At 70.7% G+C, this 24116-nt stretch carries 23 protein-coding genes; 14 read left to right on the plus strand and 9 right to left on the minus strand.

Annotation, left to right across the window (positions count from 1 at the left end; translation table 11 throughout):
- Positions 1-89: 89 nt before the first annotated feature.
- Positions 90-1430 (plus strand): M20/M25/M40 family metallo-hydrolase, encoded by a 1341-nt coding sequence (locus ASG95_RS10755; RefSeq protein ID WP_057377448.1) that lies wholly within the window; start codon positions 90-92, stop codon positions 1428-1430.
- A 119-nt stretch (positions 1431-1549) separates the two neighbouring features.
- Positions 1550-2251 carry a hypothetical protein gene (locus ASG95_RS10760; RefSeq protein WP_057377449.1) on the plus strand — a complete coding sequence of 234 codons (702 nt, stop codon included), beginning with the start codon at positions 1550-1552 and terminating at the stop codon, positions 2249-2251.
- Between the two features lie 45 nt (positions 2252-2296).
- Here ASG95_RS10760 and ASG95_RS10765 read toward each other — a convergent pair whose 3' ends face one another.
- Complete coding sequence (locus tag ASG95_RS10765) at positions 2297-2482, minus strand: DUF5703 family protein (protein ID WP_057377450.1); 186 nt, start codon at positions 2480-2482, stop codon at positions 2297-2299.
- A gap of 39 nt (positions 2483-2521) precedes the next feature.
- Between ASG95_RS10765 and ASG95_RS10770 the strand changes: the two genes are divergently transcribed.
- On the plus strand, positions 2522-2893 hold the full coding sequence (locus ASG95_RS10770; RefSeq protein WP_057377451.1) for a hypothetical protein: 372 nt from the start codon (positions 2522-2524) through the stop codon (positions 2891-2893).
- A 13-nt stretch (positions 2894-2906) separates the two neighbouring features.
- Here the strand turns inward: ASG95_RS10770 and ASG95_RS10775 are convergent, their stop codons facing one another.
- Positions 2907-3845: an aldo/keto reductase gene (locus tag ASG95_RS10775; protein WP_057377452.1), complete on the minus strand. Its 939-nt coding sequence runs from the start codon at positions 3843-3845 to the stop codon at positions 2907-2909.
- Positions 3846-3909: 64 nt separating this feature from the next.
- Here ASG95_RS10775 and ASG95_RS10780 point away from each other — a divergent pair, with 64 nt between their 5' ends.
- The gene (locus ASG95_RS10780) at positions 3910-4968 is read left to right on the plus strand and encodes an LLM class F420-dependent oxidoreductase (RefSeq protein ID WP_057377453.1); all 1059 of its coding nucleotides are present in this window, start codon (positions 3910-3912) and stop codon (positions 4966-4968) included.
- Positions 4969-5020: 52 nt separating this feature from the next.
- On the plus strand, positions 5021-5878 hold the full coding sequence (locus ASG95_RS10785) for an undecaprenyl-diphosphate phosphatase (protein WP_082592493.1): 858 nt from the start codon (positions 5021-5023) through the stop codon (positions 5876-5878).
- 9 nt (positions 5879-5887) lie between these two features.
- On the opposite strand, the gene corA is transcribed toward ASG95_RS10785, so the two are convergent.
- Positions 5888-6868, minus strand: coding sequence for a magnesium/cobalt transporter CorA (corA, locus tag ASG95_RS10790; RefSeq protein WP_057377454.1), 981 nt, complete (start codon positions 6866-6868; stop codon positions 5888-5890).
- Between the two features lie 76 nt (positions 6869-6944).
- On the opposite strand from corA, the gene ASG95_RS10795 reads away from it, so the two are divergent.
- The 4 genes from ASG95_RS10795 to mshC are packed head-to-tail and all read left to right on the plus strand — an operon-like array spanning position 6945 to position 10271.
- A complete protein-coding gene (locus ASG95_RS10795) occupies positions 6945-7643 on the plus strand; it encodes an MSMEG_4193 family putative phosphomutase (protein ID WP_057377455.1) in 699 nt (232 codons plus the stop codon).
- Between the two features lie 9 nt (positions 7644-7652).
- Positions 7653-8192, plus strand: a complete 540-nt coding sequence (locus ASG95_RS10800) for a DUF3090 domain-containing protein (RefSeq protein ID WP_056921033.1) — start codon at positions 7653-7655, stop codon at positions 8190-8192.
- A 38-nt stretch (positions 8193-8230) separates the two neighbouring features.
- The gene (locus tag ASG95_RS10805; RefSeq protein WP_369820407.1) at positions 8231-9001 is read left to right on the plus strand and encodes an SCO1664 family protein; all 771 of its coding nucleotides are present in this window, start codon (positions 8231-8233) and stop codon (positions 8999-9001) included.
- A 22-nt stretch (positions 9002-9023) separates the two neighbouring features.
- On the plus strand, positions 9024-10271 hold the full coding sequence (mshC, locus tag ASG95_RS10810) for a cysteine--1-D-myo-inosityl 2-amino-2-deoxy-alpha-D-glucopyranoside ligase (protein WP_057377457.1): 1248 nt from the start codon (positions 9024-9026) through the stop codon (positions 10269-10271).
- A 4-nt stretch (positions 10272-10275) separates the two neighbouring features.
- Here the strand turns inward: mshC and ASG95_RS10815 are convergent, their stop codons facing one another.
- Positions 10276-11127, minus strand: a complete 852-nt coding sequence (locus tag ASG95_RS10815) for a PAC2 family protein (protein WP_056921247.1) — start codon at positions 11125-11127, stop codon at positions 10276-10278.
- A gap of 173 nt (positions 11128-11300) precedes the next feature.
- Between ASG95_RS10815 and ASG95_RS10820 the strand changes: the two genes are divergently transcribed.
- Positions 11301-11999 carry an HAD family phosphatase gene (locus tag ASG95_RS10820; RefSeq protein ID WP_057377458.1) on the plus strand — a complete coding sequence of 233 codons (699 nt, stop codon included), beginning with the start codon at positions 11301-11303 and terminating at the stop codon, positions 11997-11999.
- Positions 12000-12008: 9 nt separating this feature from the next.
- On the opposite strand, the gene ASG95_RS10825 is transcribed toward ASG95_RS10820, so the two are convergent.
- Positions 12009-12854: a PD-(D/E)XK nuclease family protein gene (locus tag ASG95_RS10825; RefSeq protein ID WP_056921029.1), complete on the minus strand. Its 846-nt coding sequence runs from the start codon at positions 12852-12854 to the stop codon at positions 12009-12011.
- Positions 12855-12902: 48 nt separating this feature from the next.
- Positions 12903-16625, minus strand: a complete 3723-nt coding sequence (gene metH, locus ASG95_RS10830; protein WP_235544183.1) for a methionine synthase — start codon at positions 16623-16625, stop codon at positions 12903-12905.
- 134 nt (positions 16626-16759) lie between these two features.
- Here metH and ASG95_RS10835 point away from each other — a divergent pair, with 134 nt between their 5' ends.
- The 4 genes from ASG95_RS10835 to ASG95_RS10850 all read left to right on the plus strand — a co-directional run bounded on the left by ASG95_RS10835 (position 16760) and on the right by ASG95_RS10850 (position 21623).
- Complete coding sequence (locus ASG95_RS10835; RefSeq protein ID WP_157581959.1) at positions 16760-17860, plus strand: site-2 protease family protein; 1101 nt, start codon at positions 16760-16762, stop codon at positions 17858-17860.
- A gap of 11 nt (positions 17861-17871) precedes the next feature.
- Positions 17872-18921, plus strand: a complete 1050-nt coding sequence (locus tag ASG95_RS10840; protein ID WP_057377461.1) for a tRNA (adenine-N1)-methyltransferase — start codon at positions 17872-17874, stop codon at positions 18919-18921.
- 83 nt (positions 18922-19004) lie between these two features.
- A complete protein-coding gene (gene arc / locus ASG95_RS10845) occupies positions 19005-20744 on the plus strand; it encodes a proteasome ATPase (protein WP_056921022.1) in 1740 nt (579 codons plus the stop codon).
- A gap of 30 nt (positions 20745-20774) precedes the next feature.
- The gene (locus ASG95_RS10850) at positions 20775-21623 is read left to right on the plus strand and encodes a sterol desaturase family protein (protein WP_235543738.1); all 849 of its coding nucleotides are present in this window, start codon (positions 20775-20777) and stop codon (positions 21621-21623) included.
- Position 21624: 1 nt separating this feature from the next.
- Here the strand turns inward: ASG95_RS10850 and ASG95_RS10855 are convergent, their stop codons facing one another.
- From ASG95_RS10855 to ASG95_RS10865, 3 genes are all read right to left on the minus strand, one after another.
- On the minus strand, positions 21625-22044 hold the full coding sequence (locus ASG95_RS10855; protein ID WP_057377462.1) for a DUF3054 domain-containing protein: 420 nt from the start codon (positions 22042-22044) through the stop codon (positions 21625-21627).
- Positions 22037-23026: a ribose-phosphate pyrophosphokinase gene (locus ASG95_RS10860; RefSeq protein WP_056921020.1), complete on the minus strand. Its 990-nt coding sequence runs from the start codon at positions 23024-23026 to the stop codon at positions 22037-22039. Before ASG95_RS10860 ends, ASG95_RS10855 begins: the two co-directional genes overlap by 8 nt.
- Before the next feature lie 66 nt (positions 23027-23092).
- Positions 23093-24103, minus strand: coding sequence for an alpha/beta hydrolase (locus ASG95_RS10865; RefSeq protein WP_057377463.1), 1011 nt, complete (start codon positions 24101-24103; stop codon positions 23093-23095).
- Between the last annotated feature and the right edge of the window lie 13 nt (positions 24104-24116).

The following is a 24116-nucleotide window of genomic DNA, read 5'->3' on the forward strand; positions in this document are numbered from 1 at the left end:
CACCCCAACTCCCAAACGGCCCAGCCCTCAACGGAACCCGGGCGAACCGTCACGGGCACGGCATACCCGACGCGCCTAGTCTGGATGCCATGAGCGAGGTCACCGAGCCCAGCAGCCAGCCCACCAGCCCCGTCGACGAGGTCGTGCGCCTGTGCCGCGACCTGATCCGCATCGACAGCACCAACTACGGCGACGGCAGCGGGCCGGGGGAGCGCGAGGCGGCCGACTACGTCGTGGCCCAGCTGCGCGAGGTCGGGCTGGAGCCCACCGTGGTCGAGAGCGACCCCGGCCGGACCAGCGTGGTGGTGCGGGTCGAGGGCGAGGACCGTGCGCGGCCGGCTCTCTGCATCCACGGACACCTCGACGTCGTGCCCGCCAACGCGGATGACTGGCAGGTGGACCCGCTGTCCGCGGAGCTGAAGGACGACTGCATCTGGGGTCGCGGCGCGGTGGACATGAAGGACATGGACGCGATGATCCTGGCCAACGTCCGCGACCTCGCCCGTCGTGGCGCCAAGCCGCCGCGCGACATCGTGTTCGCGTTCTTCGCCGACGAGGAGGCCGGTGGGGTCAAGGGCAGCCACCACGTCGTCGACCACCACCCCGAGCTCTTCGAGGGTGTCACCGAGGCGGTCTCCGAGGTCGGCGGCTACAGCGTCACCGTCCCGACCTCCGACGGCGAGACCCGCGCCTACCTGGTGCAGACCGCCGAGAAGGGCATCCTCTGGCTGCGCCTGACCGCCCACGGCCGCGCCGGCCACGGCTCGGTGCCCAACGACGAGAACGCCCTGGTCCGCCTGGCCGAGGCGATCACCCGGGTGAACGAGCACAAGTGGCCGCGCGAGTACCTCGCCTCGGTCCGCGAGCTGCTCGACGGGCTGTCCGAGCTCACCGGCACGTCCTACTCCGACGAGGACCTCGACGAGCTGCTCGACCACCTCGGTGGCGCGCAGGGGTTCGTCCGCGGGACGCTCCAGGACACCGCGAACTTCACCATGGCCGAGGCCGGCTACAAGCACAACGTGATCCCGCAGAGTGCCTCGGCCTCCCTCGACTGCCGGTTCCTGCCCGGCCACGACGACGAGCTCCTCGACACCATCCGCGAGCTCGCCGGCGAGCACGTCACCGTCGACATCGTGCACCGCGACATCGCGCTGGACGCGCCGTTCGAGGGTCCGCTCGTCGACGCCATGAAGGCCGCCCTGCTGGCGGAGGACCCCGGCGCCGAGGTGCTGCCGTACTGCCTGTCGGGAGGCACCGACAACAAGGCCCTGAGCAAGCTCGGCATCACCGGCTACGGGTTCGCCCCGCTGCAGCTCCCGGCCGACCTCGACTTCGCGCCGATGTTCCACGGCATCGACGAGCGGGTGCCGGTGGCTGCACTGGAGTTCGGCACGCGGGTCCTCCAGCGCTTCATCGCCACCTGCTGAGCGGTATGCCGCGTGGCCGGCCACGCGGCATACCGAAAACTTTGCCCCTCCGTGGGCGTAGCCTGCGGGCCGAGCCCGTCGTTTGACCTCGTGAGAGATCGACGACGGAGGAGCAGCGGATGGCACACAAGTCCCCGGGCACGAACCTGGCCCGGCTCGCAGGGGCGCTGGCAGTGGGCGGCCTCGTCTGGTTGTCGTCGGGGGGAGCGGCTCAGGCCGCGACACTGCCCGACCCGGTGACGGCGGCTGTCACCCAGCTGCTCGGTGGCTCCGCCACTCCTACCCTGCCGCCCCCGCCTCCGAACGCCCCGGCACTCCCGGCGGTGCCGTCGGTGCCGGCCCCACCTGCCCTGCCCGGGCTCCCCGGCCAGGACCCGTCCGGCGAACAGCAGGACGCACCCGGCGCCAGCGCCGAGGTGCAGGCTCCGGCTGGCGACGACCGTGCGGCAGTGGACGCGGCCGTGGCGGAGTTCCTCGGCGTCTGTGCCCGCGTCCCGCAGGACGTGGTGCCGGTGCGGGCGACCATCGTGGTGCTCGACCGTGACGTCATCGCCGAGCTGGTGGACGCCGGGGTGCCGTTGCAGCCGCTCGTCGTCCCGTGCCCGAAGGCCGCCGCCGCGAGCCCGGCCGCGCCGCAGTCGCCGGCCGCGCCCCAGGATGCCTCGCGCCCCGGGCCGACCGCCGACCCACGGTCCGGCCTGCCGACCTCGCTGGCCTTCACCGGGACCGACGTCGCCCCGACCCTCCTGCTGGCGGGAGGGTTGCTCGCCCTCGGCCTCGCGTGCCTGCGCAAGGCCCACCTGCTCGCAGTCGTCCGGTGAGCGCGCGCCGAGGACTGCTGTGGGACTCGCCCGCGCTGACGACCGTCAGTGCGGGCGAGGCGCGCGGATGATCTTGCGGCGCAACCAGGTCCGCTGCTGACCGCCCAGGTAGATCCGGGTGCGGTGCAGCTCCCAGTGGCCGTACTCGGCATGCTCGGTCAACGTCCGCCGGATGTCGGATCGTGAATCGGTTCGGGTGAAGCTCACCACGCGGTACTCGTACTCAACCATCGAGCGCCATTTTGCCCCAGAACCCGATACCGTCGAGCCATGACCGCAGACCCGCGTGGCGCGCTGGCCAACCTCATGACCGCGTTCGAGCGGCACCTCGAGGCATCGGCCTCCAAGCGGGGCGAGGAAGACCCGACCGTGATCGCGGCCTATGACGACCTGGCTGACGCCTTCGCGTCGTACGACGACGCCCTCCTCCAGGCCTACGGCGAGATGACGCCGCTCGACATCTACGACGGTGACGACGAGGACGACGACGAGGACGACGAGGACGACGACGAGGACGACGATCAGGACGACGACGACGACGACCAGGACGACGAGCTCGACGACCATGGTGACGAGGACGGCGACGGCAGTGTCTACTCCGGGCTCGACGACGCGGACTACGAGGTCGAGAGCGAGCGCTGAGCGGTCAGCCTGGTCAGGCAGACACCTCGTCGAGGGCGGCCACCAGCTCCTCGGGCAGCTCCAGCGACTCGCTCGCCAGTGAGGTCCGCAGCTGTGCCGTGGTGCGCGCCCCGACCACCGGGCTGACGACGCCTGGGCGGTCGCGCACCCAGGCCAGCGCCACCTCGGTGGGACTGACGTCGAGTCCCTTGGCCGCGATGGCGAGCGCCTCGACGATGCCGGTGCTGCGGTCGTCGAGGTAGCGGGCGGTGAAACGCGGGAAGTCGCGGGACGCGGCGCGGGAGTCGGCAGGGATCCCGTTGCGGTACTTGCCGGTCAGGACCCCACGGCCCAACGGAGACCAGGGGAGCAGCCCGAACCCGAGGGCCTGGGCGGCGGCGAGCAGGTCCGGCTCGGCCGTGCGGTTGGTGAGGGAGTACTCGACCTCGTTGGCCACCAACGGGACCCGCGCCTGCTCCAGCAGCGACATGGCCCGCGCGACCTGCCAGCCACTGAAGTTCGAGACCCCGACGTAGCGTGCCCGACCGGTGCTGACGGCCCATTCCAGGGCCGACAGCGTCTCGGTCAGCGGTGCCTCGTCCGACCAGGTGTGCACCAGCCACAGGTCGACGTGGTCGGTGCCGAGACGTTCGAGCGAGGTGTCGAGCTGGCTCAGCAGGCTGTGTCGTGAGGTGTCGACCACCCGGTGCCCGGAGCGCCGGGAGATCCCCGACTTCGTGCAGATGACGAGGTCCTCGCGCGGCACGTCGTCGTCGATCAGCCGGCCGATGATCTCCTCGGAGGTGCCGTCGGAGTAGCCGTGGGCGGTGTCGACCAGGGTGCCACCCGCGTCGAGGAACGTGCGCAGCTGCTCGCGGGCGCCCGCTTCGTCCGTCGTGCGGCCCCAGGTCATCGTGCCGAGGGCCAGGCGGGAGACCGACAGACCAGAGCTCCCCATTCGTCGCTGACGCATGGTTCCGTACGGTAGTCGGCCCACGCCGCGTTCCCGTGGTGCACCCGCCGCTACCCTCGCTCCCATGGAACTCGGAGTGAACCTCGGCTACTTCGGCATGGGCGTGGACCAGGACAACGTCGCCGTCGCGCACGAGGCCGACCGCCTCGGGTATGCCGTGGCCTGGGCGGCGGAGGCGTACGGCTCGGACGTGCCCACCGTGCTCTCCTGGATCGGGGCGCTGACCGAGCGGATCGACCTCGGGGCGGCGGTCATGCAGATCCCGGCGCGCACGCCCGCGATGACGGCGATGACCGCCGCGACCCTCGACACCCTGTCGAAGGGGCGCTTCCGGCTGGGGCTCGGGGTCAGTGGTCCGCAGGTGAGCGAGGGGTGGCACGGCGTACCGTTCACGGCCCCCCTGGGCCGCACCCGCGAGTACGTCGAGATCGTGCGCATGGCGCTGCGGCGCGAGACCCTCGCGTATGCCGGGCGGCACTTCACGCTGCCACTGCCCGACGGTCCCGGCAAGGCGCTCAAGCTCACCGTCCACCCGCCGCGCCCCGACCTGCCGATCTACCTCGCGGCGGTGGGGCCGAAGAACCTCGAGCTGACCGGTGAGGTGGCTGACGGGTGGCACGCGATCTTCTTCAGCCCGGAGCACTCGGGCGACCTCGTCGAGTCGGTGGTGTCCGGCCGACGTCGCGCGGGGAAGGGGACCGAGGAGGACCCGCTCGACGGGTTCGACCTCGCCCCGTCGGTGCCGGTCGTGATCGCCGACGACGTGCAGGCCGCCGCTGACGCCCTCCGCCCGTATGCGGCGCTCTACATCGGCGGCATGGGGTCGCGCGAGCAGAACTTCTACAACCAGCTCGCGGTCCGGATGGGCTTCGAGGAGGCGGCGGCGCAGGTGCAGGACCTCTTCCTCGCCAGGCAGCACCGAGATGCGGCCGCCGCCGTGCCGTTCGAGTTCATCGACGCCACCTCGCTGATCGGGCCCAGGGACCGGATCCGCGACCGGATGTCGAGGTACGCCGAGGCCGGGACCGGCACCCTGTCGGTGGCACCCTTCGCCGGGGGGCTAGAGGAGCGGCTGCATGTCGTGCGAACCATGGCCGAGCTCATGGGGGAGACTGGCCTCTGACCTTGGCGCCGCACCGCTCCCGGCCACACCCGACTGAACGGAAAGCAGACCGTTGACCCTGAGCTATCTCGACGCCCTGATCCTCGGCATCGTGGAAGGCCTGACCGAGTTCCTCCCGGTCTCCTCCACGGGCCACCTGACCATCACGGAGAAGCTGCTCGGCCTCAAGGTCGACGCCCCCGGGGTCACCGCCTACACGGCCGTCATCCAGCTGGGCGCGATCCTCGCCACCCTGCTCTACTTCCGCAAGGACATCGCCCGGCTGCTCGGTGCCTGGTTCGCCGGTCTCGGCAGCGCGCAGGCGCGGACCCACCACGACTACCAGCTCGCGTGGGCGGTCATCGTGGGCTCGATCCCGGTGGGGATCGTGGGCTTCGCGGCCAAGGACCTGATCAGCGGGGGCCTGCGCAGCCTGTGGGTCGTCGCCGCCGCCCTCATCGCCTGGAGTGCCGTGATGTGGCTCGCCGAGAGCCGCCACGCGATGCTGGCGACGCGGGGCGAGGAGCGCGGTGAGGGACAGGTGACCCTCACCGACGGACTCGTCATCGGGCTGGTCCAGTGCGCCTCGCTGGTGCCCGGCGTCTCCCGCTCGGGTGCGACCATCTCGGCCGGCCTGTTCCGTGGCCTCGACCGGCTGACCGCGACCCGGCTGTCCTTCTTCATGGCGATCCCGGCCCTGACGGCGGCCGGCGTCTTCGAGATGCTCAGCGAGTCCGACCACCTCGAGCTGCTGGGCGTGGGGCCGATCATCGTCGGCGTCATCGTGTCCTTCGTGGTGGCCTACGCGTCGATCGCCTGGCTGCTGAAGTTCGTGAGCAGCAACAAGATCACGGCGTTCGTCTGGTACCGGGTCGCGCTGGGGCTGGTGCTGCTCGTGGTGCTGGCGGCCGGCTGGATGACCGCCACCTAGGCGGACCTCCTACAGCCACCCGGACTTCCGGAACGCCCGGTAGAGCCCCAGGCACGCGGCCGCCATGATGGCGACGACGATGTAGTAGCCGTAGTGCCACTTGAGCTCGGGCATGTTCTCGAAGTTCATGCCGTAGATCCCCGCGATCATCGTCGGCACGGCGGCGATCGCGACCCAGGCCGAGATCTTTCGCATGTCGGAGTTCTGCTGGACCGAGATCTGGGCGAGGTGGGCGTTGAGGATGTCGGTCAGGAGCCGGTCGTACGACTCCACGTGGTCGATCACCCGCAGGAGGTGGTCGGCCACGTCCCGGAAGAGCAGCCGGACCTCCTTCTGCGGCAACGGTGACCGCGAGCCGTCGTGCAGCATCTTCAGCGGCGCCGCCAGCGGCACGGCGGCCCGACGAAACTCCAGGACCTCGCGCTTGAGCCGGTAGATCGTGGCCGAGCTGACCCGGTTCGCTCCCGTGAAGACCGACGCCTCGATGTCCTCGAGGTCCTTCTGGAGCTCGGCATCGATGGAGACGTAGTTGTCGACGATGCTGTCCATCACTGCGTGGACGACGGCGATGGCGCCGTGGCGGAGGGTGTCGACGTTGCCCTCGAGGTTGTGCCGCACCCCCGCGAGCGGGTTCGCCTCGCCCCGTCGGACGGTCACGACGAACCGGTCGCCGACGAAGAGCATCACCTCACCGGTCTCGACGTCCGAGGTCTCCTCGATGTACCGCAACGTCTTCATCACGACGAAGATGGTGTTGTCGTAGAGCTCGACCTTGGGTCGCTGGTTGCCCTTGACGGCGTCCTCGACGGCGAGCGGGTGGAGCTTGAGCTCGTCGTTGACCAGGTCGAACTCGGCGTCGGTGGGGTTCTTGAGCCCGATCCAGAGGAAGGCGTGTGGGTCGTCGCCGCCGCGCAGGTCCTCGAGGGCGTCGCTGAGGTCGCCGCAGGGGAGCCGCTGGCCTTGGCGGTAGATGGCCTGGTCCACGATCACGGGGCTACTCCACCACGTCCCCGACGGTCCCGCGAGGCCGTGCCGAAAATTCGATGCAGCGCCGTAGAGTGCGCACGTGCCCACCGTCCTCCTGGTCCGCCACGGCCACTCGAGCGCCAACGGCGACGGTGTCCTCGCGGGCCGGCTCCCCGGCATACACCTCACCGATCGGGGTCGTGAGCAGGCCGACCAGCTGGCCGAACGGTTCCGCGACCTCCCGGTCATCCGCGTGGTGAGCAGCCCCCTCGAACGCTGCCTCGAGACCGCCGCGCCCCTCGCCGCCGCAGCCGGCGTGGAGGTCACGGTGGACGACGACCTGCAGGAGTGCGCCTACGGCGCGTGGACCGGCCGGGCGCTCAAGGACCTGGCCAAGGAGCCGCTCTGGCGGACCGTCCAGGACGACCCCGAGGCGGCCCGCTTCCCCGACGACGACCGGTATGCCGCGGAGAGCCTCCGGGAGATGAGTGACCGCGTCGTCGCGGCAGTGCGGCGCCACGACGCGGAGGTCTCGGCCGCGTCCGGGGAGTCCGCGCTGTGGGTGGCGGTCACGCACGGCGACCTCCTCAAGGCCACCCTGGCCGAGGCGACCGGATCGGGTCTGGCCCGCTTCCAGCGCTACACCGCTGACCCCGCCTCGGTGTCCGTCGTGCGCTACGGCAGCCGGCACACCTTCCTCCTGGCCGCCAACGACCTCGCACCCGACCTCACGCGTTTCCAGGCTCCGGCGGAGCTGCCCGGGTCGGGCGACGCAACCGTCGGTGGGGGAGCCGGTTAGAGTTTTGCCATGGGGCTCGTCGAGTTTGATCCACCGGACCGGTTCGTCGCCGGCACCGTCGGTCCGCCGGGGCAGCGGACCTTCTTCCTCCAGGCCAGTGAGGGGCGCCGGCTGACCAGCGTCTCGCTGGAGAAGCAGCAGGTCTCGGTCCTCGCCGACCGGATCAACGACCTGCTGGACAGCTACGCCGGGGGCGAGGGAGCCGACCACGCGGCCGCCGAGGTGGTCGACAACGCGCCCCTCGACACCCCCATCGAGGACGACTTCCGCGTCACCACGCTGAGCCTGGCCTGGGACGAGGACCGCCAGGTGATCATCATCGAGGCGCTCGACCGCGACCCCGACGACCCGGAGGCCGGCGTCGACCCGGAGGTCCTCGCCGAGGAACCGCGGCAGATGCGGGTCGTGCTGCCACCGTCCCGGGCGCGCGCGTTCGCGCGGCGCGCCCAGTCCGTCGTGTCCGCGGGTCGACCGCCCTGCCCGTTCTGCGGCGGTCCGCTCGAACCCGAGGGGCACATCTGCCCCCGCTCGAACGGGTACAAGCGCTGACCCAGCCCGCAGGTGGCCCGTCGGTCTCCCTCGACCTCCTGGCGCGCGCAGACCTGGTGGTGCTGGGAGCGCTGGCTGACGCCTCGAACCTCGCGCTGCTGGTGCGGCTCGAGGACGACGAGGGACCGCTGGCGATCTACAAGCCGATCCGGGGCGAACGGCCGCTCTGGGACTTCCCGGACGGGTCGTTGGCCGCCCGCGAGGTCGCCGCCCACCTGATCAGCTCGACGGGCGGGTGGGACGTCGTGCCCGAGACGGTGCTGCGGGACGGACCACGGGGTCCGGGCTCGGTGCAGCGCTGGGTCGGTGACCCGGAGACGGCCCCCGACTACGTGGTCGACCTGGTCACCCCCGACGCGGTGCCGCCGGGGTGGCTGGCGGTACTGCGGGGCGAGGACGAGCGGGGCCGTCCGGTCGTCGTGGTCCACGAGGACAGCCCCGTGGTCCGCGCCGTCGCCGCGTTCGACGCGGTCATCAACAACTCCGACCGCAAGGGGTCGCACCTCGTCCGCGAGGGCGACCGGCTCCGCGGCTTCGACCACGGGGTGAGCCTGCACGAGGACCCCAAGCTGCGCACCGTCCTGTGGGGCTTCGCCGGGCAGCCGCTCCAGGACGACGACGTCGTCCGGATCACCCGGGTCGGTGACGCCCTCGCCGACGGTGGGTCGACCCTGCGGACCGAGCTCGCCCCCTTGCTCACCCCGGTCGAGGTGACCGCCCTGGCGGCCAGGTGCGCCGCGTTGCTCGACCACGCGGCATACCCGGTGCCCTCCGGTGACTGGCCGGCCATCCCGTGGCCGCCGCTCTGAGCCCTCCCCGTAGGCTTCCGCTGTGATCTCCTGGCCCACCCCGTTCCGTCCCGCCGTGCCCGGCACCGGCCACCCCGTGCAGGTCTTCGACTCGGCGACCGGAGCGGTCCGGGCGATCACGCCCGGACCGACCGCGCGGATGTACGTCTGTGGGATCACCCCCTACGACGCGACCCACCTGGGGCATGCCGCGACCTACGTGACGTTCGACGTCCTGGGGCGGGCCCTGCGCGACGCCGGCCACGACGTCAAGTACGTGCAGAACATCACCGACGTCGACGACCCGCTCCTGGAGCGCGCCACCCGTGACGGCATCGACTGGGAGGACCTGGCCGCGGAGGAGATCGCCCTCTTCCGTGAGGACATGACCGCGCTGGCCGTGATCCCGCCCGACCACTACGTGGGGGTCGTCGAGAGCATCGAGCCGGTGGGTGCCGCAGTGCGGGCCCTGCTCGAACGCGGTGCCGCCTACGCGGTCGACACCCCGGACTCCGAAGGCGACGACCTCTACCTCGACATCTCCACCGACGCGGGCTTCGGCGCGGTCTCGAACTGGACCCGCGAGCAGATGCTGGCCGTCTTCGCCGACCGCGGTGGCGACCCAGACCGGGCCGGCAAGCGCGACCGGCTCGACCCGCTACTGTGGCGGGCCGCCCGTGACGGCGAGCCCTCGTGGGCCGTCGATGGCCTCCCGCAGGGCCGCCCCGGCTGGCACATCGAGTGCACCGCGATCGCGCTGGACCACCTAGGCATGTCGTTCGACGTCCAGGGTGGCGGCACCGACCTGGTCTTCCCGCACCACGAGATGAGTGCCACCCAGGCGGTCGTGCTGACCGGCCAGCGGCCGTTCGCCCGGACCTACACGCACCAGGCGATGGTGGGCCTGCACGGCGAGAAGATGAGCAAGTCCAAGGGCAACCTCGTCCTGGTCTCCAAGCTGCGGGCCGACGGGGTCGACCCGATGGCGATCCGGCTCGCCCTGCTCGGGCAGCACTACCGCACCGAGTGGTCCTGGACCGACGCCGTGCTCGAGCAGGCCCAGGCCCGGCTCGACACCTGGCGCGCGGCGCTGTCGGTCAACTCGGCCCCCGACTCGGTCCAGGCCGTCGAGGCGATCCGGGCGCGGGTCGCGGACGACCTGGACACCCCGGGGGCGCTGGCGGCCGTCGACGCCTGGGCGAAGCTGACCCTCACCCGCGGTGGGGCCGACATCACCTCGGCCGGCGTCCTCGCGCGCGCTCTGGACGCCATCCTGGGCGTCCGGGTCTGAGCCCTCAGCCGGGCCCTTCCTGGCCGCGCCGACGCAGGTAACGCTCGAACTCCCTGGCGATGGCGTCACCGCTCGCCTCGGGCAGGTCGGCGGTGTCCTGCGCCTCCTCGAGGGACTGGACGTACTCGGCGACCTCCTCGTCGGTGTCGGCGAGCTCGTTGATGCCCCGCTCCCACGCCTTGGCTCCCTCGGCGAGGTCGCCGTGGGGGATGGTGGCGTCGAGCAGCTCCTCGAGCCGGGAGACCAGCGCCAGGGTCGCCTTCGGCGAGGGGGAGTGACCTGCGTAGTGGGGCACGGCGGCCCAGCAGGAGAGTGACTGCATGCCCGACTGGGTGGCTGCGTCGGCGAGCACACCGACGATCCCGGTGGGTCCCTCGTAGCGGCTCGGCTCGAGGTCGAACCGGTGGATCACGTCGTCGTCGTCGGAGGTGGCGGTGACCGGGATCGGCCGGGTGTGCGCGACGTCGGCCATCAGCGCGCCGAGCGTGAACACGGTGCTCGCGCCGACCTCCTGCGCGAACTCCATCAGCTCGATCGTGAAGGCCCGCCAGCGGAACGACGGCTCGATGCCCTGGATGAGCACGACGTCGCGGTCCAGCCCCGCGGACCGGGCCACGAGGATCCGCGTGGTGCGCCAGTGGATCCGGCGGCGGCCGTCCTCGAGGACGACGCGCGGACGGTTGACCTGGAAGTCGTAGTAGTCCTCGGGGTCGAGCGCCGCGATGGCGTCGGCGTCCCAGACGTCGATGAGGTGGTCGATCACGGCCGTGGCCGCCTCACCCGCGTCGTTCCAGCCCTCGAAGGCAGCGATCACCACGGGGTTGTTGAGCTCCGGGACGTCTTCGAGTTCGATCACCATCGCTCCTTCTGCGGGAAAACACCGTCTTGGTTGGACACAGCCTCCACCACACCCAGTCTGGGCAGGCAGCACCACTCCCGCCCAGCCTACGGTCCACGGTGCGGACGCATCCGCACGGCTGCGTATAGTCGGGCGCGCCGCCCCTCCCGCACCACGAAGGCCCCTCTGGAATGCCGTCTCAGCAACCGCTCGCCAGCGAGCCCACGACCACCCCCGCAGCCGACCTTCCGGCCGCGGTCTTCTGGGACATGGACGGCACCCTGGTCGACACCGAGCCGTACTGGATCAACGCCGAGCACGCCATCGTCGAGGAGGCCGGAGGGGTCTGGAACGACGAGTACGCCCACCAGCTGGTCGGCAACGACCTGATGGTGTCGGCCGAGTTCATCCGCGACAACAGCCCGATCACGCTCGAACCGGTCGAGATCGTCGAGGACCTCCTGCGGCGCGTCATCGCCCAGGTCACCGAGCACGTGCCGTGGCGTCCCGGCGCCATCGAGCTGCTCACCGCCCTCCGCGAGGCCGGCGTGCCCAACGCCCTGGTGACCATGTCGTGGCGGTCGTTGGCCGACAGCGTCCTCGCGGCTCTCCCCGAGGGCACCTTCGCCGCGGTGATCACCGGCGACGAGGTGGAGCACGGCAAGCCGCACCCGGAGCCCTACCTCGCGGCGGCCCGGGCCCTCGGCGTCGAGGTGACCGACTGCGTCGCCATCGAGGACTCACCCACCGGGGTCCGGTCCGCGGTGGCCGCCGGCGTCCCCACCCTCGCGGTGCCGCACGTCGTGCCGGTGCCGATCATCGCCGGGGCGGTGCAGGCCCCGAGCCTGCGCGGGCTGACCCCAGCCGACCTCCACACGCTCTTCGGGTGACCGGCCGGCTCACTCGTCGGTCGGCGTGACCTGACCCGAGATCGCCGGGTTGAGCGCGATCAGGGCGGCGTCGGGCGGCAGCGGCGGGGGCGTGCCGCCCCAGGCCGGGCAGAACTCCCGGTAGTCGCACCAGTCGCAGAGCCGCGACGTCTTCGGTCGCCAGTCGCCGGTGGTCGCGGCCCGCTCGATCGCGGTCCAGACCGCCTTGAGGTTGCGCTCGAGGCTGAGCAGGTCGTGCTCGTCCGGGGTGTAGCGGACCACCTCGCCGTTGCCGAGGTAGACGAGCTGGAGCAGCCGCGGGATCTCACCACGCAGCCGCCACAGCACCAGGGCGTAGAACTTCATCTGGAACAGCGCCTTGCCCTCGAACAGCTCGCTCGGGGAACGCCCGGTCTTGTAGTCGACCACCCGCATCGCGCCGTCCGCCGCCACGTCGAGGCGGTCGACGTAGCCACGCAGGACCAGCCCGTCGACATCGGTCTCGACGTAGAGCTCGCGCTCCGCGGGCTCTAGGCGGGTCGGGTCCTCGAGGGTGAACCAGGTCTCGATCAGGGCCTGCGCGTCACCGAACCAGCCGGCCTCGGTGAGCTTGTCGTCGTCGGCGATCATGGCCGCGAGCTCGGGCTCCTGCTCGACCAGCGCCTCCCACTGCGGGCCCAGCAACGCCTGTGCCGCTGCCGGGGTGCGCTCGTCGGCGGGGAGGTCGAACAACCGCTCCAGCACGGCGTGCACCAGCGTGCCGCGCGCCGCAGCAGGGCTGGGCGGTGAGGGCAGCTTGTCGATCGTGCGGAACCGGTAGAGCAACGGACACTGCTTGAAGTCCGAGGCCCGGCTCGGGGAGAGGGCGGGAACCATGGACCACACGGTATGCCGCGGCGCTGACAACGGTGCCGCGGCGTGCCGTCAGTCCTCGGGCAGGTATCCGAGGTTGGGGGCCAGCCAGCGCTCGGCCTCGGCCACCGTCCAGCCCTTGCGCTTCGCGTAGTCCTCGATCTGGTCCCGGCCGAGGCGGCCCACCACGAAGTACTGGGACTGCGGGTGCGAGAAGTACCACCCGGAGACCGAGGCGCCCGGCCACATGGCCATCGACTCGGTCAGCTCCATCCCGGTGTTCTCCTCGACCTGGAGCAGGTCCCAGAGCAGGGCCTTCTCGGTGTGGTCGGGGCAGGCGGGGTAGCCCGGCGCGGGCCGGATGCCGACGTACTTCTCGGCGATCAGGTCGGGGTTCTTGAGGTGCTCGTCGGGGGCATAGCCCCAGAAGTCGTGCCGCACCCGCTCGTGCATCCGCTCGGCGAACGCCTCGGCCAGCCGGTCGGCCAGGGCCTCGAGGAGGATCGCGTTGTAGTCGTCCATCGCGGCCTTGAACTCGTTGACCTTGTCGTGCGACCCGAGACCGGCGGTGACGGCGAAGGCGCCGACGTGGTCGGACCGTCCGCTCTCCTTGGGCGCGACGAAGTCGGACATCGCCCGGTTGGGAATGCCCTCCCGGTGCTGTCCCTGCTGCCGCAGCGTGTGCAGGGTGGTGGCCACGGTCTCGCGCGACTCGTCGGTGTAGACCTCGATGTCGTCGCCGACCGAGTTGGCCGGGAAGAGACCGATGACGCCGTTGGCGCGCAGCCACTTGTGCTCGATGATCTGGTCGAGCATCGTCTGCGCGTCCTGGTAGAGCTTGGTCGCGGCCTCGCCCGTCGCCGGGTTGTTGAGGATGTCCGGGAACCGACCCTTCATCTCCCAGGCCAGGAAGAACGGCCCCCAGTCGATGTAGTCGCGCAGCTCGGCGATCGGGTAGTCCTTGAAGGTGCGCACGAACTGCGTCACGGTGCGGCGGTCGGTGCCCGACTGGCGCCTGAGCAGCTCCTTCTCCTGCGCGGCCACGAGGTGCGGCACGGGCGGGCGGTAGCCGCTCCAGTCGATCGGCGTGGCCATCTCGCGGGCCTTCTCGATCGACACCAGCGGTCGCTCGGTGGTCTTGGCCGCGTGCCGCGCGCGCAGCGAGTCGAAGTCGGCCTTGACCTCGGCCATCAGCTTGGGGCGCAGCTCGTCGGACAGCAGCTGGGCGACCACCGGCACGGAGCGCGAGGCGTCCTTCACCCACACGACCGGGCCGTGGTACTTCTGGTCGACCTTGACGGCGGTGTGGGCCCGTGAGGTCGTGGCGCCGCCGATGAGCAGGGGCAGGTCGAAGCCCTGGCGCTCCATCTCGGTGGCGAAGTTCACCATCTCGTCGAGGCTCGGGGTGATCAGCCCGGACAGCCCGATGACGTCGGCCTTCTCGGCCCTGGCCGCGTCGAGGATCTTCTGCGCCGGCACCATCACCCCGAGGTCGACGACGTCGTAGTTGTTGCACTGGAGGACGACGCCGACGATGTTCTTGCCGATGTCGTGCACGTCGCCCTTGACGGTGGCCATGACGACCTTGCCTTTGGCCCGGTTCTCGGCGACCTCGGCCTCGGTCTTCTCGGCCTCGATGAAGGGGATCAGGTAGGCGACGGCCTTCTTCATGACCCGCGCCGACTTCACCACCTGCGGCAGGAACATCTTGCCGGCGCCGAAGAGGTCGCCGACGACGTTCATGCCGTCCATCAGCGGGCCCTCGATGACCTCGATCGGGCGACCGCCCCGCGCCGAGATCTCCTGGCGGAGCTCCTCGGTGTCGGTCTCGGCGTGCTCGTCGAGACCCTTGACCAGCGCGTAGGTGATGCGTTCGCCGACCGGCAGGGAGCGCCACTCCTCGGCGATCGCCTCCTGCTTGGTGTCGCCGGTGTTGAACGAGTCGGCGATCTCGAGCAGCCGCTCGGTGGAGTCGGGTCGCCGGTTGAGCACGACGTCCTCGATGCGTTCGCGCAGCTCGGGGTCGACCTGGTCGTAGACGACCAGCGCGCCGGCGTTGACGATGCCCATGTCCATCCCCGCCTGGATGGCGTGGTAGAGGAACACGGCGTGGATCGCCTCGCGGACGGCGTTGTTGCCGCGGAACGAGAACGAGACGTTGGAGACGCCTCCGGAGACGAGGGCACCCGGCAGGTTCTCCTTGATCCAGCGGGTCGCGTCGATGAAGTCGGTGCCGTAGGCCGCGTGCTCCTCGATGCCCGTCGCCACCGCGAAGATGTTGGGGTCGAAGATGATGTCCTCGGCCGGGAACCCGACCTCCTGGGTGAGGATGTCGTAGGCCCGCTGGCAGATCTCCTTGCGCCGCTGGAGCGAGTCGGCCTGGCCCTCCTCGTCGAACGCCATCACGACGACCGCGGCGCCGTACTTGCGGCACAGCCGGGCGTGCTCGATGAACGGCTCGACGCCCTCCTTCATCGAGATGGAGTTGACGATCGACTTGCCCTGGACGCACTTGAGTCCGGCCTCGATGACGTCCCACTTCGAGGAGTCGACCATCAGGGGGACCCGTGAGATGTCGGGCTCGGTGGCGACCAGCTTGACGAAGCGGTCCATCGCCGCGACGCCGTCGATCATCCCCTCGTCCATGTTGATGTCGATGACCTGCGCGCCCGACTCGACCTGCTGGCGCGCGACGTTGAGCGCGGTGCCGTAGTCCTCGGCCTGGATGAGCTTGCGGAACCGCGCCGACCCGGTGATGTTGGTCCGCTCGCCGACGTTGACGAACAACGACTCCTCGGTGACGGTCAGCGGCTCCAGGCCGGAGAGCCGCAGCGCCGGGGCCACCTCGGCCGGCACGCGGGGCTTCTGGCCCGCGGCGGCCTTGGCGATCGCCGCGATGTGGTCGGGCGTGGTGCCGCAGCAGCCTCCGAGCAGGTTGACCAGCCCGGATTCCGCGAACTCGCCCACGACACCCGCCATCGCGTCCGGGGTCTCGTCGTACTCACCGAACGCGTTGGGCAGGCCGGCGTTGGGGTAGCACGAGACGAAGGTGTCGGCCACGCGGGCCAGCTCCGCGGCATACGGACGCATCTCGGCGGCGCCGAGGGCGCAGTTGAGGCCCACGGCGAGGGGCCGGGCGTGCCGCACCGAGTTCCAGAACGCCTCGGTGACCTGACCAGAGAGGGTGCGCCCCGACGCGTCGGTGATGGTGCCCGAGATGATCACGGGCCAGCGGCGCTCGTGCTCCTCGAACAGGGTCTCGAGGGCGAAGATCGCGGCCTTGGCGTTGAGCGTGTCGAAGATCGTCTCGACGATGAGCAGGTCTGCGCCACCGTCGACGAGGCCGCGGGCCTGCTCGACGTAGGCCTCGACCAGCTCGTCGAAGGTGACGTTGCGCTTGCCGGGGTCGTTGACGTCGGGCGAGATCGAGGCGGTGCGGTTGGTCGGGCCGAGGGCGCCGAGCACCCACCGCGGCCGGTCCGGGGTCTGCTCGGTCATCGCGTCGCAGGCCTGCCGAGCCAGCCGCGCGGACTCGAGGTTGAACTCGTAGGCGAGGTCCTCCATGCCGTAGTCGGCGAGGGAGATCCGCTGCGCGTTGAACGTGTTGGTCTCGATCAGGTCGGCGCCCGCTTCGAGGTATGCCGTGTGGATGCCGCGGATGATCTCCGGCTGGGTGAGGCTCAGCAGGTCGTTGTTGCCCTTGAGGTCGCTCTCCCAGTCGGCGAACCGCTCGCCCCGGTAGTCGTCCTCGCCCAGCCCCTCACGCTGGATCATCGTGCCCATGGCGCCGTCCATCACGAGGATCCGCTCGGTCAGAGCGGTCTTCAGCTGGTCGGTGGCGTCGGGCTGCAGCGTGGGGGAGTCGGGCACCGCACAAGTATGGCCTAGTGGCGCCCGGAGGGTCGTGGCCGGTCACGTAGGGTCTGCGCATGACGACGCGGGCTCCTGAGCACCAACCGGAGGAGTCCGGCCACGGGGTGCGCATCGCCCGGGTGGGCGGGGTGCCCGTCTACCTGGCCCCCAGCTGGTTCCTCATCGCCGCCGTGATCGTCGCGATCGTGGCCCCTCCCTACTTCCCGGAGCGGCCCGGCGCCGGGATCGCCATCGGCGTCACCCAGGCGCTCCTGCTGCTCGTCAGCGTGCTGGTCCACGAGGCCGCCCACGCCGTGACCGCGCGGGCGTTCAGGATGCCGGTGATCCGTATCGTCGCCAACGTGTGGGGTGGCCACACGTCCTTCGAGGCCGGACGCAGCACCCCCGGGCGGCTGGCGGCGATCGCGGCTGCGGGCCCCGCGGCGAACGCCGCACTGGCCGTGGCGGCCTGGCTGGTCCTGCTCGGCGCGTCCGGTCACCTCACGAGCGCGCTGCTGTCGGGCCTCGTGATCATCAACGGCTCCCTCGCGGTGCTGAACTTCCTCCCGGGCCTGCCGCTGGACGGCGGACAGGTCGTCGAGAGCCTGGTCTGGAAGGCCACCGGCAACCGCAACCGGGGCTCGGTCGTCGCCGGGTGGTGCGGGCGGGTCCTGACCGTGCTCCTGGTGCTCTGGTTCTGCGTCCGGCCGCTCGCCCAGGGGCAGCAGCTCGGGTTCGACACGATCTGGGTGCTGCTCATCGGCTCGGTGCTGTGGACCGGCGCAACGCAGTCGATCCGCCGCGGCCAGGCGCTGTCGACGATTCAACGCGTCCGGCTGGGGTCGGTGGCCAAGCCGCTGACCGTGCTCCCCGGCGCGACGCCGGTCCAGGTGGCCATCGACCTCGAGACCCACGTCGTCAGCCTGGACGACCGCGGCGTGCCCTGCCTCATGCTCCTCGACACCGGGCAGGAGCTTCCTGCGTGGGCGCCGCTGAGCTCGGTCGTCACCCGGCTGCCGGACCAGAACGTCGTCGAGGCGTCGCCGGACGACGACGTCGAGGCGGTCGTGGTCGCCATGCAGGAGACCGGTGTCGGCACCGTGGTCCTGACGAATGGGGGGCAGGCCTACGCCTTCGTCGACGGTCCGGCGCTCAGCGCGGCCTTCGGCCACAACTAGACTCGCCGGTCATGAGCGACGCCCCCGACCTGAGCCCTGACGACAGCCCTGTCACCGCCGTCGGAGCCGATCTGCGGCGGGGACCGTTCGCGGTCGGGGAGCGGGTCCAGCTGACCGATCCCAAGGGTCGCCTGCACACGATCAGCCTCGAGGCCGGGCGCGAGTTCCACACCCACCGTGGGCGGCTCGCCCACGACGACCTCATCGGGGCACCGGACGGGTCGGTGGTGAAGAACACCGCAGGGGTCGAGTACCTCGCGCTGCGGCCGTTGCTGTCCGACTACGTCATGTCGATGCCCCGCGGTGCGGCGGTCGTCTACCCAAAGGACGCCGGCCAGATCATCACCATGGCCGACGTCTTCCCGGGCGCGCGGGTGGTGGAGGCCGGCGTGGGCTCGGGCGCGCTGTCGATGTCGTTGCTGCGCGCGGTGGGGGAGCACGGCCACGTGCACTCGTTCGAGCGCCGCGAGGACTTCGCCGACATCGCCAAGGGCAACGCCCGCACCTTCTTCGGACAGGACCACCCGGCCTGGCAGGTGACCGTCGGCGACCTCGTCGAGTCGCTGCCCACGGCCGAGCAGCCCGGGTCGGTCGACCGCGTCGTGCTCGACATGTTGGCCCCCTGGGAGTGCCTCGACGTCGTGGCCGACGCCCTCGCTCCCGGTGGCGTCATCATCTGCTACGTCGCCACCGCCACCCAGCTCTCGCGGGTGGCCGAGGCGCTGCGCGACCACGGCGGCTACACCGAGCCGGAGGCCTGGGAGTCGATGGTCCGGGGCTGGCACCTGGAGGGTCTGGCCGTCCGGCCGCAGCACCGCATGCACGGGCACACCGGGTTCCTCATCACCAGCCGCCGGCTGGCTCCCGGCGTCACCCCTCCGCTGCGCAAGCGCCGCCCGGCGAAGGGCTCCACCGACGAGGAGGGCGCCCTCGAGAGCGGCCTGGCCTTCGGGGCCGAGAGCGACTTCACTGCCGAGGAGATGGGCGAGCGAGTCCCATCAGACAAGAAGATCCGTCGGCTTCGCCGTTCTGTGACGCAAACCTCCCCGACAGCGGAGTAGATCGGGGTTAGGTTGGGTCATCGGCCGGGCAGTCGACGGTCGGTAGCAGTCGTTAGCCACTCTGAGGTCTTGAGGGAGCCGACATGACCGATCACGCCACCCCGGGTGACCACTCCGAGGAGCGCCGCCAGGCAGAGCTCCTCGCCGAGGAGGTCGCCGCCCTGCGCCAGCGCCTCGCCGACGCCCCCGTCCGGTCCCGCGAGCTCGAGACCAAGGTGCTCCAGCTCCAGTCCAACCTGGCCACCGTCTCGTCGCAGAACGAGCGGCTCGTGCGCACCCTCAAGGAGGCCCGCGAGCAGATCGTCACGCTGAAGTCCGAGGTCGACCGGCTGGCCCAGCCGCCGGCCGCCTACGGCGTGATCCTCGAGTCCTACGACGACGCCACGGTCGACATCCTCACCGGCGGACGCAAGATGCACGTGGCCGTCAGCCCGGCCGTCGACCCCGCCGAGCTGTCCAGCGGGCGCGAGGTGCGGCTCAACGAGGCGATGAACGTCGTGGCGACCTGCGGCTACGAGCGCATCGGCGAGGTGGTGATGATCAAGGAGCTGCTCGGCGAGGGCCGGGTGCTCGTGGTCGCGCACGCCGACGAGGAGCGCGTCGTGCGGATGGCCGAGTCGCTCGAGGGCGAGCCGATCCGCGTGGGCGACGCCCTCATGCTCGAGTCTCGCTCGGGGTTCGTCTACGAGCGGATTCCCAAGGCCGAGGTCTCCGAGCTGGTCCTCGAAGAGGTCCCCGACATCGACTACGAGGACATCGGCGGGCTGGCCGGCCAGATCGAGGCGATCCGCGACGCCGTGGAGCTGCCCTACCTGCACCCCGACCTGTTCACCGAGCACAAGCTCAAGCCGCCCAAGGGTGTGCTGCTCTACGGCCCGCCCGGGTGTGGCAAGACGCTGATCGCCAAGGCCGTGGCCGCGTCGCTGGCCAGGAAGGTCGCCGAGAAGGAGGGCAAGCCGGTCGGCAAGTCGTTCTTCCTCAACATCAAGGGCCCCGAGCTGCTCAACAAGTACGTCGGCGAGACCGAGCGGCACATCCGGCTGATCTTCCAGCGGGCCCGTGAGAAGGCGTCCGACGGCACGCCAGTGGTGGTGTTCTTCGACGAGATGGACAGCCTGTTCCGCACCCGCGGCTCGGGCGTCTCCAGCGACGTCGAGACCACGATCGTGCCCCAGCTGCTGTCCGAGATCGACGGCGTCGAACGGCTCGAGAACGTCATCGTGATCGGCGCGTCCAACCGCGAGGACATGATCGACCCGGCGATCCTGCGCCCGGGCCGACTCGACGTGAAGATCAAGATCGAGCGCCCCGACGCCGAGAGCGCCCGCGACATCTTCACCAAGTACCTCGTCGCCGACCTGCCGCTGCACGAGCACGACCTGGCCGAGCACGGCGGGTCGCCGCAGGCCACCGTCGACGCCATGATCACCGCCACGGTCGAGCGGATGTACTCCGAGATCGAGGAGAACCGCTTCCTCGAGGTGACCTACGGCAACGGCGACAAGGAGGTCCTGTACTTCAAGGACTTCAACAGCGGCGCCATGATCCAGAACATCGTCGACCGGGCCAAGAAGATGGCGATCAAGGACTTCCTCACCATCGGGGCCAAGGGCATCCGGGTCGACCACCTGCTGGCCTCCTGTGTCGACGAGTTCAAGGAGAACGAGGACCTCCCCAACACCACCAACCCGGACGACTGGGCCCGCATCTCCGGCAAGAAGGGCGAGCGGATCGTCTACATCCGCACGCTGGTCACCGGCAAGAGCGGCACCGAGCCGGGCCGGTCGATCGACAACGTCGCGAACACGGGGCAGTACTTGTAGCGCTAACTTACTCTCGGTAAGGTAGCGGGCGTGGACCACCTGATGCGCGACCCTGCGCTCCTGGCCGTGCCGTTCTTCGTCCTGTTCATCGCGCTGGAGCTGGTGGCCCTGCGCGTGCTGGAGACAGATGAGGGCGCGCCCCTGGCCGGCTACACCCGTCAGGACTCGGCGGCCAGCCTGTCGATGGGGGTGGGCTCCGTCGTGGTGAACCTCGGGGCCCGAGCGCTGGCGCTGCTCGGCTACACCGCGCTGTATGCCGTGACGCCCCTTCGCCTCGACCCCCACGACTGGTGGACGTGGGTGATCGCGCTGCTCCTCGTCGACCTGCTCTGGTACGCCTACCACCGCAGCAGCCACCGGATCCGGCTGCTGTGGGCGATGCACCAGGCCCACCACAGCAGCGTGCACTTCAACTACACGACGGCGCTGCGGCAGAAGTGGAACCCATGGGGTGAGCTGCTCTTCTGGGTGCCCCTGCCCCTGGTCGGCCTGCCGCCGTGGATGATCTTCTTCGTCTTCTCCCTCAACCTGACGTACCAGTTCTGGGTGCACACCGAGACGATCCCCAAGCTCTGGCGACCGGTCGAGCTGGTCTTCAACACGCCGTCCCACCACCGCGTGCACCACGCCAGCGACGCCGAGTACCTCGACCGCAACTACGGCGGCATCCTGATCGTCTGGGACCGGCTGTTCGGCACCTTCCGCGAGGAGCAGCAGCGGCCGACCTACGGCCTGACCCATCCCGTGACGACCTTCAACCCGTTCCGGTTGCAGTACGCCGAGTTCGCCCTCATGGTCGGACAGGTCCGGCAGGCGCGGCACTGGCGGGACCGGCTCGGCTACCTCTTCGCGCCACCCGGCTGGTCACCCGAGCCCTGACTCAGCGGTGGGACGCCGCCCGGTCGGCCCAGCGGGCCAGGCCCGTGCCCGCGAAGCGCAGCACCTCGACGGCGCAGCGCCAGCCGACGAGGAACAGCCCCAGCACGACCAGGGTGACCACCCCGAAGCTCCAGGCGAAGCCGCCACCGGTGGCGACGCGGAGCACCAGGCCCAGCACCGCGGTCACCAGCCACACGGTCGCCGAGCCGGGCATCCGCACCGGCCAGCCCGAGCGACGGTGGGCCACCAGCCAGCCGACCAGCAGGGCCACCGCGAAGGGCCAGGCGACGCCGAGGACGCCGGTGACCGACGCGCCCTCCTCGTGGCTGAGACGTCCGATCGTCGCGAAGAGCAGCACGAAGGCGAGGTCGACCACGAGGGCGACGATCACGACGGGTCGCGGTCCGGTCGGCTCAGACATGGACCTTGTCGAACAGGCTGGCCTGTGGCGGGGCATGGGTCGGGTCGACGCCGTCGAACAGGCTGCTCACCGACTCGCCCGCGTGGATCCGCTTGATCGCCTCGGCGAAGAGCTGCGCCACGGACCGGACCCGCAGCTCGGGCCAGTGTCCCGGCGCCGGCACGGTGTCGGTCGTGATGACCTCACCGATCATCGGGTGGTCCCGGAGCCGTTCCACGGCCTTGCCGGCGAAGAGCCCGTGCGTGCACGCGACGTCGGCGCGGGTGCAGCCGAGGTCGGCGAGCCGGTCGAGCAGCTCGACGATCGACCCGCCGGTGGCGATCTCGTCGTCGAGGATGATGGCGCGCTTGCCAGTCACGTCACCGACGATCGAGTCGATGATGACCTGGTCGTCGGCCAGTCGCTGCTTCGAGCCGGCGGCCACCGGCAGACCCAGCAGCCGGGCGAACTGGGTGGCGGTCTTGGCGTTGCCCAGGTCGGGGGAGACCACCACCGAGTTCTGGAGGTCACCGCCGCGGAAGTGGTCGGCAAGCACGCCGATCGCGGTCAGGTGGTCGACCGGCACCGAGAAGAACCCGTGGACCTGCGGGGCGTGCAGGGTCATGGTCAGCACCCGGTCCACGCCGGCTGCCACGAGCATGTCGGCGACCAGCCGGCCACCCAGCGAGATCCGCGAGGCGTCCTTCTTGTCGGAGCGGGCATAGGCGTAGTGGGGGATGACCGCGGTGATCTGGGCGGCCGAGGCACCCCGCGCCGCGTCGATCATGAGGAGCAGCTCCATCAGGTGCTCCTGGGTCGGGGGCACGAGGGGCTGCACGATGTAGACGTCGCGCTGGCGGCAGTTCGCCAGCAGCTGGGCCTGCAGGCAGTCGTTGCTGAAGCGCTTGATCTCGGCGGGGGACAGGTCCACCCCGAGCGCCTCACAGATGCGACGGGCCAGGGCGCGGTGCGCGCTCCCGCTGAAGACCACGATGTCCCGCAATGGCACTCCTGGTGGGTGGGTGGCCGGACTGGTTGGTTGCTCACCGACCGAACGTCTGGGACGAGCCTAACCCGCCGGCCCGCGCTCTGGCGCGCCGGCGGCATACAGGTGCCTGCGGAGCTCGCCGACGAGCTCGGCGCGGTGCTGGGCCGAGGTGGGGACCATCCCGGGGATCGAGACGAACCCGTGCGGCACGCGGACGTAGTTGGTCAGCCGGACCGGCACCCCCGCGGCCTCCAGGGCCTCGGCGTAGCGGACCCCGTCATCGCGGAGCGGGTCGAGGTCGGCGGTCTGGACCAGCGCCGGCGGCAGACCCGCGAGGTCGCCGAACAGCGGCGACAGGAGGGGGTCCCGCCAGTCCGACCCGGTCGGCGCGTAGAGCTCGCGGAAGGCCACGATGCTGGCCCGGGTGAGCAGGGGCGCGTCGGCGTTCGCGGCGATGGACGGCGACGCCAGGGTCATGTCGGTCGCGGGGTACAGGAGCGCCTGGTGCACCACCGGAGAGTCGCCGCGGTCGCGCAGCAGCTGGGCAGCCACGGCGGAGAGGTTGCCGCCGGCGCTGTCGCCGCAGAGCGCGATCCTGCGGGTGTCGGCGCGCAGCTCGGCACCGTGGTCGGCCACCCACGCGATGGCATCGGTCACGTCGAAGGCCGCGGTGGGTCCCCGGTGCTCCGGTGCGAGCCGGTAGTCAACGCTCACCACCACGGCCCGCACGCGGGCCGCCAGCAGCGTGCAGAGCGGGTCGTACATCACCACGTTGCCCCGCACGAAGCCACCGCCATGGACGAAGACCACGACCGGCACGTCCACGTCGGTGTCGCGGACGCCTCGGGGACGGTAGATCCGCAACGGGAGCTCGTAGCCGTCGCGGGTCTGCGCGGTGCCGTAGGTGATGCCGACCGACCGGTCGACCCGACCCGTCACCCACGAGAACGGCGGGCGGTCCGGAGTGACCGTCCCGCGGTCGGCCTGGATCTCCTCGAGGGACTGCCGCTCGATCGGCTTGCGCAGCCCGTGGTCCAGGACGGCGCTGATCAGGGCGGTCCGTGGATAGAGGGCGAAGGGGGAGTACCGCATGGTCTGTCACTCT

This window comes from Phycicoccus sp. Soil803 (assembly GCF_001429685.1).
Classification (GTDB): Bacteria; Actinomycetota; Actinomycetes; order Actinomycetales; family Dermatophilaceae; genus Pedococcus.

Coding starts and splice junctions, on each gene's coding strand:
- ASG95_RS10755 (WP_057377448.1), top strand. CDS start 90: ATGAGCGAGGTCACCGAGCCCAGCAGCCAGCCCACCAGCCCCGTCGAC.
- ASG95_RS10760 (WP_057377449.1), top strand. CDS start 1,550: ATGGCACACAAGTCCCCGGGCACGAACCTGGCCCGGCTCGCAGGGGCG.
- ASG95_RS10765 (WP_057377450.1), bottom strand. CDS start 2,482: ATGGTTGAGTACGAGTACCGCGTGGTGAGCTTCACCCGAACCGATTCA.
- ASG95_RS10770 (WP_057377451.1), top strand. CDS start 2,522: ATGACCGCAGACCCGCGTGGCGCGCTGGCCAACCTCATGACCGCGTTC.
- ASG95_RS10775 (WP_057377452.1), bottom strand. CDS start 3,845: ATGCGTCAGCGACGAATGGGGAGCTCTGGTCTGTCGGTCTCCCGCCTG.
- ASG95_RS10780 (WP_057377453.1), top strand. CDS start 3,910: ATGGAACTCGGAGTGAACCTCGGCTACTTCGGCATGGGCGTGGACCAG.
- ASG95_RS10800 (WP_056921033.1), top strand. CDS start 7,653: ATGGGGCTCGTCGAGTTTGATCCACCGGACCGGTTCGTCGCCGGCACC.
- ASG95_RS10820 (WP_057377458.1), top strand. CDS start 11,301: ATGCCGTCTCAGCAACCGCTCGCCAGCGAGCCCACGACCACCCCCGCA.
- ASG95_RS10825 (WP_056921029.1), bottom strand. CDS start 12,854: ATGGTTCCCGCCCTCTCCCCGAGCCGGGCCTCGGACTTCAAGCAGTGT.
- metH (WP_235544183.1), bottom strand. CDS start 16,625: ATGGACGGCGCCATGGGCACGATGATCCAGCGTGAGGGGCTGGGCGAG.
- ASG95_RS10835 (WP_157581959.1), top strand. CDS start 16,760: ATGACGACGCGGGCTCCTGAGCACCAACCGGAGGAGTCCGGCCACGGG.
- ASG95_RS10840 (WP_057377461.1), top strand. CDS start 17,872: ATGAGCGACGCCCCCGACCTGAGCCCTGACGACAGCCCTGTCACCGCC.
- arc (WP_056921022.1), top strand. CDS start 19,005: ATGACCGATCACGCCACCCCGGGTGACCACTCCGAGGAGCGCCGCCAG.
- ASG95_RS10855 (WP_057377462.1), bottom strand. CDS start 22,044: ATGTCTGAGCCGACCGGACCGCGACCCGTCGTGATCGTCGCCCTCGTG.
- ASG95_RS10865 (WP_057377463.1), bottom strand. CDS start 24,103: ATGCGGTACTCCCCCTTCGCCCTCTATCCACGGACCGCCCTGATCAGC.